This window comes from Flavobacterium geliluteum, assembly GCF_017948595.1.
In the GTDB taxonomy this organism is placed as follows: Bacteria; Bacteroidota; Bacteroidia; order Flavobacteriales; family Flavobacteriaceae; genus Flavobacterium; species Flavobacterium flavipigmentatum.
This window is the reverse complement of the sequence record NZ_JAGFBV010000028.1, coordinates 20,310-34,097: the sequence shown is the minus strand read 5'-3', so window position 1 is coordinate 34,097 and position 13,788 is coordinate 20,310. Positions and strand designations below refer to the sequence as shown.

Below are 13,788 nucleotides of genomic sequence, written 5' to 3'. Positions count from 1 at the left end.
GATTTTTTTATTCCATCTCTATTCTGATACTATTTTGGCGTCCTGAGAAAGGATCTTTTTTTCATTGTTATAAATCGTCAAACTAGCCGGTGATGCTCCTTTTTCGCGTAATGGAGCGATGTAACATTCGTAAAGATATTGCCCTTTTTTAAAATCAAAATGATGGTTGCCGCCTGTTCCGTCCTGAAACCATTTTCCGTTGGTAATCACCAAATCAGGTTCTTCACTCATTGCTTTTTTTAACGGCCATGAAGCATAACGGTAATTATCGTTGCCCAAATCATCAATTCTAACACGAAATTTACTGGTTTCTAAAATACAAACAGGCGTTTCGAAGTTCGCAATTGATGGATGTAACTTCCCTTTTGTGGCGGTAATTATTTTGGTACTTAAATTAGCTTCAAACTTCGATTGATAATTTACAGCAAATAACTCACCTTCTTCGGTCATCCAAATCGTTCCCTGATTGAGCATGATTCCGCGCCATCCCATTTGTGACCAATCTTTTGCGGGATCTGATTTTGAAATCTCATTGATCAAATCTGCATCAAAGATTTCGGTATATCTTTTTACAAATTCTGCTTTGCTTTTAATTGCTGGAATGGGATATTCCCTTTTTAAAGGATAAACAACCATTGCCGCAATTGCCTCTTTTTTACTGTTTTTTACATTTTCGATAAAGCTTTTTATAAACTTTTGCTGTTCGGGTTTCAAATCTTGAGCCAAGATCAAATTCGAACAAAAAAACAACACTCCAAAAAATAATATTTTAAATTTCATATAGCTTCAATTAGTTTAATAATATTTTAAAAACTTAAAAATCAACATTTAATTTAAACTCGCTTTGAACATTTTTAATTCGTCCCAAGTAAATTCCTCACCATGTTTTTCTTTCAAACCGTTTAATGATTCTTCCTGGTAAAACTCAAAAGCATCTCTAAGCGCCAGAATTTTATCATAAGGCAACACATCTGAAATTTCGATTTTTTTAGCCTGAATAAGTTTAACCAAATGCATTTCGATGGTTTGTACGGTTAGTTTTCTAATTCGGGCAATATCCTCAACCGAATTTTTCTCCACCCACAAATCATATGTTTCTTCGACAGTTGTTTTCTTGACCGTTTTTGACTGATTTTTATCCAATTTTTTCGAAACATATCTCGTAACAGGTTCATTCAAATTAAAAATATCACTATTCTTAATATTAAACTCTTCCCGAATCTTCGCAATTTTATCCAACTTGAAATTTTTGATGGCTGAAGATGACAGCTTTTCTTTAGAAATTGCTTCGCCAGAAACCACTGTTTCCATAAGTAATTTTGCTTTCATCAAGCGCAACACGGCTTTGGTTTGCAAATCATCCAAAAAAGCCAGTTCTTCATAAAATTCTTTGACTTTTTTAAAGTTTTGAATTTCTGCCATTTTTTCAATTAAATCGGTCACAAGCCTGTCCATTGGCTTAAAGAAATAATCATAGGCCGCTTCTACCCTTTCTTTCACAAAAAATAAATCGACCGTTTCTTTATTGAAAATTTTATTAAGCTGGTGAATGAATTTTTGCGAGGGATCAATAAGCAATTCTATCGTTTCCAGTCGTTTGTGTGCCCAGACAGCATGTTTGGCTTTTTCTGAACTTGGTGTATTCTCATTGTAACTAAAACGATGGTTGCGCCACTCTTGCGCCAAATCTGTCCAATTAAAACTGTTAATCAAATAGTTATGAATAAAATTTTTGGTTTCGAAGTGCAGGGATTTCTTCAAAACGTCTTCTGAAGCTTTATTCAAAGCATAATCCATTACGTCTTGATCGTTAGAAATACCATTCATCTGCATCTTAGAAAGCAAAATAAGCCCATTTAACGAACGCAAACGCGACAACGCTACATACGCTTGTCCAGGTAAAAAAACTTGCGATACATCGAGCGCAGCTTTGTCAAAAGTTAAACCTTGACTTTTGTGAACTGTAATCGCCCACGCTAACTTGAGCGGATAATGCGCAAACGTCCCCAAAACTTCTTCTTCTATCTCCTTGGTATGCTCGTTTACTTTGTATCGGATATTTTTCCATTCGTACTTCTCGACCTCGATGGTTTTATTTTCTTCTGGAAAGTGTACAAAAATTTCTTCACTCGCCAGTGACTTAATCACCCCCATTTTTCCGTTGAAGAACTTCTTTTCAAAACCGGCATCATTTTTTACAAACATGACCTGAGCTCCTACTTTCAATAAAAGATTTTCTTCAACGGGGTAAATTTTTTCAGGAAAATCACCGACCACAAAAGGCTGAAAAGCATATTCTTTACCCGCCAAGTCCTTAATAGCCTGTTCGTTAATAGAATCGGCTTTTGCATTATGCGTAGTCAGCGTGATGTATCCTTTGTTGTTTTTTAAATCAAAATCGGGCTGAACATATTGGTTAAGCACCTGCATATCTTCGGGCGTGATCTGATTGTTACGAAGATTATTTAAAACCGAAATAAAAACATCATCTGTTTGTCGGTAAATTTTAGACAATTCGATATAAATCGGCGGATTTTGCTGAATAACATGCGAATGAAAAAAGAATTTTCCTTTGTAATAATTGCGTAAAGTTCGCCACTCTTCATCCCGAATTACAGGTGGCAACTGCAATAAATCACCAATAAAAAGCACTTGAGTGCCACCAAAGGCGCGCGTATTTTTACGAACCGTTTGCATCATAAAATCGATAGCATCCAGTAAATCAGCACGTAACATACTCACTTCATCAATAATCAACAATTCCATGTTGCGGATCACATTTCGCTTGACATTGTTCATTTTAAAATGTCTGCGCAGGCTTTCCTTATTTTCAAATTTTACCGTTTCTGTAAATTGTGAACTCTCTTCATACGTTGGAATAAAAGCAGAAAACGGCAGTTGAAACATAGAATGAATCGTAACGCCGCCCGCATTCAAAGCTGCAATACCGGTTGGTGCCACAACCACTGTGTTTTTGTGTGTGGTGTTGATAATTTCGCGCAAAAGCGTCGTTTTTCCAGTACCTGCTTTTCCAGTCAGGAAAATCGATTTTTGCGTTTGATTAATAAATTGTAAGGTGTAAGCTGCTGCTTCTGAAACGGTTTGCATGAGGCGTGGATTAATAAACGAAAGTATTCAAATTTGACAAAACAAAAAAACCTAAATCTGCAATAGACTTAGGTTTTTTTAAATTAGTTATTTTTTGTATTATTTTTTTGCCTCTTCGCCTTCTTTTACAGCTGTTTTATCAGCTTTTGGCTCAGACTTGTATTTTTCGTTCAATGCTTTTATGATATCTTTTGTGATATCAAATTTCTCTTCAGCATACAAAACTGTTGCAGCATCACCTGTCCCGTAGATATATGAATATCCGTTTTTCTTACCGTAGTCTTTGATGAATTTTTTTACACCGCTTACAAGAGAATCCATTTCAACACCACTGTCTTGTTGCAATTGTTGTGCTAAAGCTTGTTGTGCGTAACCCAATTGTTGTTCTCTTTTTTGCAACTCAGCTCCTCTTTGTTGCGCCCAAGCCTGACCATTAGCCTGCGCTTGAGATTGAAAATTCGCTGCGTCTTGTTTAAAACGTGTAATTTCAGCTTGTAGTTGTCTTCCCTTTTCTTCAGATTGTGCTTTGTATTTTGCTTCAAGGTCTTTTGCTTCAGTGTACTCTTTCATTAAAACCGAAGTATCTACGTAAGCTGTTTTTACTTCCTTAACTTGAGCTGCTTTCTCACATGAAACAGCTAAAACAGAAAGCGCGATAATTACTAATGCTTTTTTCATTTTTTGGATTTCTATATTTTTTAAGTATTAAAGACAAAAATATAAAAAAATAAATAGCATCAACATAAAGTTTAAAAAATGCTAAAATTTTATCATATTGTTTTTATTTATCGAAAGAAAAAATCTTATAATTTCCCGCTATTAAAAGTGACTTTAATAGCTTTCGTTAAAAAGATTTTCTCAAAAAAGTCGATATTTCTCCTCGTTTAAGATGAAAAACGCGCTTAAATGCACTTAAAATACGTTTTACTTGTTTTTTAAGACATAAATGTGTGATGAATACTCTTTGGTCTTACTTGCTTTTAAATTAGATCGTAAACCGACTAAAAACGCACTGATGTAATTCATTTTTCCTGTTTTATATTTTTCGGATAAAAGACTCACGTAAAAAGAATCAAATTTCATTGGAAGCACTTTTGTGAGTTTCATATCTACTTTTTCAAAAAGAGACTGAATCGCTTTTTTAGAAAAATGCCAAAAATGAATTGGCACATCATAAGCTGCCCAAAATGATTTGTAATGTTGTGCATCGAACGATTTAAAATTTGGAACCGCAACAATTAAAGTTCCAGTTGGTTTTAACAAACGCTTCAATTCCTGAATTTGCAATTCTAAATTGGGAACGTGTTCCAGAACATGCCACATCGTAATCACGTCGAAAGAATTATTTTCAAGAACGCTAATTTCGTCCACAAAAGAAATTCCTTTTTGGGTCGCAATTTTTTTTGCTCTTTCGCTTGGTTCTACTCCAACAGTTTCCCAACCATTATTTTTTGCAGTTAACAAAAAATCTCCAGTTCCCGCACCAATATCCAAAATTTTACCTTTCTGTATTTGTTCTGCATTAATTAAATCTAATTTATTTTTAAGTGCAATATTTTTTACAAAATGATATGCTTTTTCAAACAACGAACGTTTGTTATCCGTGTGCGAAATATAATCTTCGCTTTCGTAATATTTTCCCAGATTTTGTAACTCAGGTTGTGGCGAAGTAATCAACATGTCTAAAGTTTCATCATGATACAACTCAAAAATTTCTTTAGAAACAGAATGGTCTTTTACAGTAAGAAAATGTTTTTTATTTAAAACGTCCATTTTTTAATTATAGGTTTTTTAATAGAATTTGGTAAAATTATTGTTTTGAATCATTAGTCGTTTCACGTGGAACAATTAAACAATTATTTTAGATTTTATTTATTTAAAGTATAGCTATGATAAAAAAATTGTTTCAGGATTTCCTTTTCAATAAGATCGAATTTAAAACCTGAAACAAAATATATATTCTTTATCTTCCCATGTAAATCAATAATACGGAAATATCGCTAGGTGAAACTCCGCTTATTCTTGAAGCTTGAGAAATAGTTACGGGACGAATCTTAGCTAATTTTTGCTTTGCTTCAATTGACATAGATTTTATTTTATCATAATCAAAATTTTCTGGAATTTTGACTTCCTCTAGGCGTGTTAATTTATCGGCATTATTTCGCTCTTTTTCTATATAACCAGAATATTTAACCTGAATTTCGGCTTGCTCCAAAATTTCCTGATCAACATCATTTTCTTCGATATATTGTTTTACTTTTTCAAATTTCATCATATCCTCTAAATCAATTTGCGGACGAGAAAAAACTTTAAACATTTTATCTCCTTGCGAAATAGCAGCTGTTTCTTTCGCCTCTAAAATTGGATTTGTTTCTACAACCGAAACACTGGTTTCTTTAAAAAACGCAACCATCTTTTCAGACTCATTTAGTTTATGTTCCATGCGACGCAAACGCGCTTCCGAAGCTAAACCGATTTCAAATGACATTGGCGTTAATCTAAAATCAGCATTATCCTGACGCAACAATGTTCTATATTCTGCTCTTGAGGTAAACATACGATAAGGCTCTTCTGTACCTTTTGTAATTAAGTCATCGATCAAAACTCCAATATAAGCTTCATCACGTTTTAGAATTAATGGTGCTTTTTCATGCACTTTTAAATGCGCATTTATTCCTGCCATCAAACCTTGCGATGCAGCCTCTTCGTATCCTGTTGTTCCATTAATTTGTCCGGCAAAATACAAACCTTCTACTAACTTTGTTTCCAAAGTATGTTTCAATTGCGTTGGAGGAAAATAATCATATTCTATTGCATAACCAGGACGAAAAAATTTCACTTTCTCAAATCCGGCAACAGAACTCAATGCTTTAAATTGAATATCCTCAGGAAGAGAAGTTGAAAATCCATTTACATAAACCTCACAAGTATTCCAACCTTCAGGCTCTACAAATAATTGATGACGTTCTTTATCAGCAAATCGATTTATTTTATCTTCTATCGAAGGACAATATCTTGGCCCGAGACTTTTTATTCTTCCGTTAAACATTGGTGAACGATCAAAACCTTCTCTCAAAATATCGTGAACATTCAGAGAAGTATAAGTCATGTAACACGACCTTTGATGTGTTAATGGTTTTGTTAGATCAGAATATGAAAATTTATCCGGTCTTATATCTCCTTTTTCTTCGTTCATTTTTGAATAATCCAAAGAACGGCCATCTACTCTCGGAGGCGTTCCTGTTTTCATTCTTCCAGATTCAAATCCGGCAGCAACCAAATCTTCGGTAATTCCTGTTGCAGCACTTTCGCCTGCTCTTCCTCCACCGAATTGTTTTTCTCCGATATGAATCAAGCCATTCAAGAAAGTTCCGTTTGTCAAGACAACAGACTTCGAACGTATCTCCACTCCCAACGAAGTTCTGATTCCTTTTATCTTTCCATTTTCAATAATCAAACCTTTTACCATCTCCTGATAAAAATCCAGATTTGGAGTTCCTTCCAACATCATTCTCCATTCTTCAGCAAAACGCATGCGATCACTTTGAACTCTTGGAGACCACATTGCAGGACCTTTTGATTTGTTCAACATCTTGAACTGAATAGCAGTTCGGTCTGAGACAATTCCAGAGTAACCTCCTAACGCATCGATTTCACGAACAATCTGTCCTTTTGCAATTCCACCCATTGCTGGGTTGCAAGACATCTGTGCAATGTTCTGCAAACTCATTGTTACCAATAAAGTTTTAGAGCCCAAATTTGCGGCCGCTGCCGCGGCTTCGGATCCTGCATGACCTGCACCAACTACAATAACATCGTACTCTTCTAAAAACATTTTGTTTTATTATTCTCTGAAAATCATTCAAAATACTTCTCAGAATTATTTTATTATTCTTTTGTTCCACGTGGAACCATTAAAAAAATCAGCTACAAAATTACCATGATAAGAAAGTTCCACGTGGAACATTGTATAGTCTTTTGTGAAATTGAATTACACATGTTCCACGTGAAACATACTTAGTTTTAAAATTTATAAAAATCATATTGTTTCACGTGGATCCTTTTATTATGATTATTTACAAACACGACATAGAAAAAAGATTATTGTTTCACGTGAAACATTTCAATTTTTTCATCTTCTTTTGATCGCATTAACTTAGCGTCAGCGTCTGTTTTGTCTTTATACCCACAGTAATGTAATATGCCGTGAGCAAGAACTCGTTTCAATTCTTCTGCAAATGAAACATTAAAATCCTTTGCGTTGTCTTCTACTCTTTCAATAGAAACAAAAATATCCCCGTTTAATTCATTACCAACAGTGTAATCAAAACTGATAATATCTGTTAGCGTATCGTGATTAAGATACTCCATATTAATCTTATGAAGATAATCGTCGTCACAAAATATGTAGTTTATCTCTCCTTCAATCTTGTTCTCTGAAACGATCACAACACTTAACCAATCCGAAAAGGCTTGTTCGTTATCTAAAGTAAATTCAGTTTCGTAATTAAAATTGATCATTTTGTATTAAAATATTCTTGAACCTTTTGGTTAAAATTTGAGCGCAAAGGTAGTGATTGTCTGTTTAAAATCTCTACACTGTTTAAATATTCCAACAGCGTGCTTGGTAAGGCGTTTGATTTATTAGTAAATTCAGTTTTATTAGTTTCAGATTGGCGTTTTGTATCCTGACCTTGTTGCTGTACAGCATTGTTTAATTTTAATAATTCTTGCTGAATATTTAGAATTCTTTGCAGGTTTTCATTTTTAAAACCTTTATTCAAAAGTTGTTTTTCAGACTGTTTCATCTGATCTAAAACTGACTTCCCTTGAGAATCTAAGCCTTGTTTTGCTAGTTCTTTTTGCAAAGCTTCACGAAGTTTTACTTGCTCTTTATAAATTTCCATAATGGCTTGAGCATTTCCTTCACCATCATCACCCTCTTTTCCTTCTTTACCATCTTTACCTTTGTCTCCAGATTGATTACCATTTCCATTCTTGCCTTGTCCATTTTTTCCTTTTCCATCTTTGCTTTCTTTTCCTTCACCGCTTTGCCCATCTTTTCCCTCACCCGGTTTACTACCCTTCATACCTTCTTTCATTTTATCGCCTAAACCTTTTTGCTTTTTAATAATATCTGGCAATTGCATTCCCTGACCATCACGCGATTTAGGTTTGCCAGAACCTGGACTCGACATAGCATTCTGCATATTGTTAAGAAGATCACTTAAAAAATCAGCCATTTTATTTGCAGAAGAAACTGCGTATTGTTGATGCGAAACCCCTTTTGGAACCTGAACTTCGGTCAATGTTTCAATTGCTTTGTCAATATTGTACTGTACATTACCGATGTCTTTTGTTACTTCTTCTCCCACTTTTGGATTCCTCAATGACATAGCAAAAAGACTATCATCTACAAATTTGAATTGCTGTTTTAAATTTTGCTGAATTTTGATATTCTTTGTGTAAGCAGAAGAACCCAATTTCATAGATTTAAATTGCTTCATCACCTCTTCTTGAGATAAAGAATATGCTAACAAATTGTCTAAAACCTGACGCAGCATTGCAACGTCTTCCTGAAGTTGTTCTTTATCGCCTGCCTCCATACTTGATTGCATTTTTTGCGCCATGCTTTTCATTTTCTTCGCCGCACTTTTTTGTTTTGGTTTGGCCTGAGATGCATTCTTTTTATCTAATTCTTCTGCGGCTTTTTTTAAATCTACACTTACTTCTTTCTCTTTTGAACCATCAGATGGAATGTCTAAAGGAGATTTTAATGTTTTGTTCTCCTCTTTCAAATCCTTTAAATCTTCCTGAATTTTATCAAATGCTTTATTAATTTCATCTTGTTTTTCGAGAGTATTATCTTTGTCTTTGTTTGAAAGTTGCTCCTGCTTCTCTGAAAGCTTTTCTAATTTATCAGCCACTTGTTCTGCTTTCTTCTCAACATAAAAACGCTTTGTAAGTTCTACTAATTGCTGTAAATTTTTAGATTGGTTTTTACTTGTCTGTTTGAACTTTTCCATCTTATCAAACAAATCTTCATTGTTGAGTTTGTCATTCAACTCTTTTAATTCATCTAACAATTTTTGGTTTTTTTCTAGATCTTTCTCTGCATTATCTAAACGTTTTTGCAAAGTTTCAGACATTTCATCTTTCTTATCACCTTTAAATTTTTCTAAATCTTTATTCATTTTCTCAGCAAATTGTTTCATCAATTCGTCTTGTTGTTTCTGACGTTTGATAAAATCATTAATTAATTGCTGGTCTTTAAACTCCAAATTATTTTTCTCTTTGCCTGTATTCTGAATCTTATCCATGTCGGATAATTGCTTCGTTTGATTTTTTAAAGATTTTTCTAAACTATTGATATTTTGATTCTGTTGTTGTAATTCTAAATCATGAACTTCTTCTGTAGTTGCAACTCTATCCGAAAAAACAGAAGACTTTGTACTCTTAAAATGATGTGGTGCATCATTATCAAAAACCTCAAAATAATAATCATAAGAAACCCCTTCTTCAACAGCCAAATTGCTTGGAAAAGAAAAAACAAACTGATCAAAAACACCTTGCTTCACAGGTATAGTACCACGCTTGGCAGTGTTTGGTTTGTTGCGTTCGTAATACACGATTTGTAATTTTGACAAACCGTAATCATCACTCAATTTTCCTAAAACATAATTTTTGTCCAGCTTTAAACTATCGGGCGCAGGACTTACATTGATTGTTGGATGTTGATCTTTGACTACGGCAAGCTGATAATCGAGTTTTTCATAGTTTTTAATGACATTATTGGATGTAAGAATTTGATATTCTGTATTTTGACTGATATTTTTTGTCAATCTAAACTCATTATCCGCTTTATTGAACTTAAAAATCGAATTCTGCTCTTTCCAAACAATTTCCTGAGTCGATTGTGTCACCATTTTCCAAGTTACAGAAGTTCCTTCAGGTACAATAGCATTACCTGTTCCTTGAATACTTTCAGATTTCTTTTTTAAGTACGAAGGAAAATTAAGCACCATTTCGAAGTTAGCAATAGACGGAACAGTGATCACTTTCAATTCATATTCTTCAGATGAAACAGAATTTCCTTCAAGAAAAAATTGCACATTTGATATTGGCTTTTCAACTTTAAACTCAAACTTACCAGCTTGGGAAGATTCCATAAAATAACTTTCATCACCAATATGAATAGTCACATTCTCAGGAAAAACTTTCCCAACGATTTCTACTTTCACAACAAAATCTTTATTCTGTTCTGTCTGTAAATTAGGATTTACGATCACGAATTTAAATGGAGCCGGAGGTAAAAACGTAGCATTAAAATGAACTACCCTATTTAAACTTTGAGAAATAATATTACTGTTTCCGGAAATATAAAACACCGCAAAAAGCAAAACCGGAATTAAGGCTAGAGGCAAATACTTTTTGTTTGAACTAAAATTAACAGCGTTACCAAAAGGAATTGGCTGCAACGAATTTGCTTTTTGTTCTATAGAAGCCAACATTAATTCAGAACTTTCTACTGAATTCTCAAAAGCCGAAAGCTGCAAAAAATTGGTTAGTTTATCACTTACTTCTGTAAAATGCTTTCCGATAATTTCCGAAGCTTGATTATAATCGATACCCTTTTGAAGTTTGAACAATTTAAAGATTGGAAACAATATAAATCGGAACAACAAAAAAGCTTCAACAACGATGAATATCCAAAATAAAAGAGTTCGCCCAGCCGGTTTGAGCCAGAGAAAATACTCGATTATGAGTGTAAATAGAAAATACAATAATCCAAAACCAATAAAAAGAAGCGTTCCTTTTATCAATTCATTCATGTAATATTTCTTTATAAATCCTTCTAACTTCTGATATATGGCAGATGATGTTTTCAAAATAAAATCTATTATGATTATAACCTATAAAAGTAATAATTATAACGATAAGTCTGAAAGTCAAAAGACGAAAGTCAAAAGTTATAATCTTCACCTAAAAGCTTTCAGACTTTCGACTTATGACTTTTGACTAATATTGTATCTTTGCATCAAAATTTAAACAAATGTCAAAGCAAGTTCGTGTGCGTTTTGCACCAAGTCCAACAGGACCATTACATATTGGCGGAGTTCGTACTGCCCTATTTAATTATTTATTTGCCAAAAAAAACAATGGTGTTTTTTATCTAAGAATAGAAGATACAGACCAAACTCGTTTTGTTCCTGGAGCTGAAGCTTATATTATGGAAGCATTAGAATGGTTAGGAATTGCACCCGATGAGACAGTTGGGAAAAACGAAAAGTTTGGTCCGTACAGACAAAGTGATCGTAAACATTTGTACCAAACGTATGCAGATCAACTGATCAATTCTGGTTGGGCATATTATGCTTTTGATACACCAGAAACTCTAGATGCTTTGAGAAAAGAACAAGAAGCTGAAGGAAAAACATTTATTTACAATCATACAATCCGTGAAAAGTTAGATACTTCTCTAGTAATTTCTACTGAAGAAGTTGCTAAAAGAATTGAAAATGGAGAACATTATGTAATCCGTTTTAAAACTCCTGTTGATGAAACTTTACATTTAATAGACATTATTCGTGGTGATGTAAAATTTGAAACCAGTTTACTTGATGATAAGGTTTTATTTAAAAGTGATGGAATGCCAACCTACCATTTAGCCAATATTGTAGATGATCATTTGATGGAAACTTCACACGTTATTCGTGGAGAAGAATGGTTGCCATCGATGCCACTTCACGTTTTATTGTACAGAGCTTTTGGTTGGGATGCGCCAGAATTCGCACATTTACCTTTAATTTTAAAACCAATTGGAAACGGAAAATTATCTAAAAGAGACGGTGATAAGTTAGGGTTTCCCGTATTTCCATTAGAATGGAAAACAGAAGAAGGAATTTCATCCGGTTACAGAGAGAATGGATTTTTCCCAGAAGCTGTTATAAACTTCCTTGCACTTTTAGGTTGGAATGACGGAACTGATAAAGAATTATTTTCTTTAGAAGAATTAGTGGAGGCTTTTGACTTAAACAGAGTGCATAAATCGGGAGCAAAATTTGATCCTGAAAAAAACAAATGGTTCAATCATCAATATTTAATCAAAGAAAATAATGAAAATTTAGCGAAAGACTTCACTCCTACTTTAACTGAAAAAGGTGTTGATATTTCTAAATTCGATATAACCAGAATCGTTTCATTAATTAAGGAAAGAGCTCATTTCGTTTATGAATTTTGGGATTTAACAGATTTCTTTTTCCAAGCTCCAATATCTTATGATGAAAAAGCAAGTAAAAACTGGAAAGAAGAAACGCCAACGTTAATGCAGGAATTGATTTCAGTTTTAGAAAATATTGAAGATTTTACTTCTATTAATATTGAAACGATCGTGAAAGATTGGATGACTAAAAACGAGATTGGAATGGGGAAAGTGATGCAGCCTTTTCGTCTAAGTTTGGTTGGAGCATTGAAAGGTCCTCACCTATTTGACATTGTAGAAATCATAGGAAAAGAAGAGACTATTTCTAGAATTCAGAAAGCAATAAGTACATTATAAAAGATAAAATTTATAATCAGAAACGCTAAGTAATATTAACAAAATGTTCTTAGCGTTTTTTTATATCAATAAATAGCAGAAATTTCGTAAATTACCGAACCTTAAAACTTAAATCAATATCATTATGAACATTCCATTTATTATTATTATTGTATTTCTTTTATTTATTTTCCTCTCCTCTTTTTTTACTGTCAAACAACAATCTTCAGTTGTTATAGAAAGATTTGGTAAGTTTTTGAGTGTTAGAAATTCAGGATTACAACTTAAAATTCCGATTGTTGACAGAATTGCCGGACGCGTGAATCTTAAAATTCAACAGTTAGATGTTATCATCGAAACCAAAACCAAAGACAACGTTTTTATCAAAATGAAAGTTTCGGTGCAATTCAAAGTAATCCAGGAAAAAGTATATGATGCTTTTTACAAATTAGAATATCCTCACGATCAGGTTACCGCTTATGTGTTTGATGTCGTTCGAGCAGAAGTTCCAAAACTAAAACTAGATGATGTTTTTGAGAGAAAAGACGATATCGCTATCGCTGTAAAAAGAGAATTGAATGAGGCGATGACAACTTACGGATATGATATTATTAATACTTTAGTAACCGATATTGATCCAGATATTCAGGTAAAGAATGCTATGAACAGAATCAACGCAGCCGACAGAGAGAAAACTGCTGCTGAATTTGAGGCAGAAAGCTCAAGAATTAGAATCGTTGCAAAAGCAAAAGCTGAAGCTGAAAGTAAACGTTTACAAGGTCAGGGTATTGCAGATCAACGTAGAGAAATTGCAAGAGGTTTGGTAGAAAGTGTCGAAGTTTTGAATAAAGTTGGAATCAATTCACAAGAGGCTTCTGCCCTGATTGTCGTTACTCAGCATTACGATACGTTGCAGGCTATTGGTGCAGATGCAAATTCTAACCTAATTTTATTACCAAACTCTCCACAAGCAGGAAGTGATATGCTCAATAATATGGTGGCTTCTTTCTCTGCTTCAAACCAGGTGGGTGAAATGATGAAGAAAACCAACAGACAAAAAAGCGAAAAACCTAAAAAAATAGAGCCACTACAATCTGGTTATGAAGACGATATTCAACCAGAAACAAAACCATCATAAAAAA

General features: G+C 33.6%; 9 protein-coding genes. 2 read left to right on the top strand and 7 right to left on the bottom strand.

What is annotated here, in order from left to right:
* Positions 1-18 precede the first annotated feature (18 nt).
* The 7 genes from J3495_RS15600 to J3495_RS15570 all read right to left on the bottom strand — a co-directional run bounded on the left by J3495_RS15600 (position 19) and on the right by J3495_RS15570 (position 10,997).
* Positions 19-780, bottom strand: coding sequence for a hypothetical protein (locus J3495_RS15600; protein WP_210667470.1), 762 nt, complete (start codon positions 778-780; stop codon positions 19-21).
* Positions 781-828: 48 nt separating this feature from the next.
* Positions 829-3,108, bottom strand: coding sequence for a helix-turn-helix domain-containing protein (locus J3495_RS15595; RefSeq protein ID WP_210667469.1), 2,280 nt, complete (start codon positions 3,106-3,108; stop codon positions 829-831).
* Positions 3,109-3,207: 99 nt separating this feature from the next.
* Positions 3,208-3,786: an OmpH family outer membrane protein gene (locus J3495_RS15590; protein ID WP_210667468.1), complete on the bottom strand. Its 579-nt coding sequence runs from the start codon at positions 3,784-3,786 to the stop codon at positions 3,208-3,210.
* Positions 3,787-4,032: 246 nt separating this feature from the next.
* On the bottom strand, positions 4,033-4,881 hold the full coding sequence (locus J3495_RS15585; RefSeq protein WP_210667467.1) for a class I SAM-dependent methyltransferase: 849 nt from the start codon (positions 4,879-4,881) through the stop codon (positions 4,033-4,035).
* Positions 4,882-5,071: 190 nt separating this feature from the next.
* Entirely contained in the window at positions 5,072-6,943 is a 1,872-nt protein-coding gene (gene mnmG / locus J3495_RS15580) for a tRNA uridine-5-carboxymethylaminomethyl(34) synthesis enzyme MnmG (RefSeq protein WP_210667466.1), read from the bottom strand.
* 266 nt (positions 6,944-7,209) lie between these two features.
* Complete coding sequence (gene ybeY, locus J3495_RS15575) at positions 7,210-7,629, bottom strand: rRNA maturation RNase YbeY (protein WP_210667465.1); 420 nt, start codon at positions 7,627-7,629, stop codon at positions 7,210-7,212.
* On the bottom strand, positions 7,626-10,997 hold the full coding sequence (locus J3495_RS15570) for a DUF4175 family protein (RefSeq protein ID WP_210667464.1): 3,372 nt from the start codon (positions 10,995-10,997) through the stop codon (positions 7,626-7,628). The genes ybeY and J3495_RS15570 overlap by 4 nt, the downstream gene beginning before the upstream one ends.
* 164 nt (positions 10,998-11,161) lie before the next feature.
* Here J3495_RS15570 and gltX point away from each other — a divergent pair, with 164 nt between their 5' ends.
* Positions 11,162-12,667 (top strand): glutamate--tRNA ligase, encoded by a 1,506-nt coding sequence (gltX, locus tag J3495_RS15565; RefSeq protein ID WP_210667463.1) that lies wholly within the window; start codon positions 11,162-11,164, stop codon positions 12,665-12,667.
* Between the two features lie 124 nt (positions 12,668-12,791).
* Positions 12,792-13,784, top strand: coding sequence for an SPFH domain-containing protein (locus tag J3495_RS15560; RefSeq protein ID WP_210667462.1), 993 nt, complete (start codon positions 12,792-12,794; stop codon positions 13,782-13,784).
* Positions 13,785-13,788 lie beyond the last annotated feature (4 nt).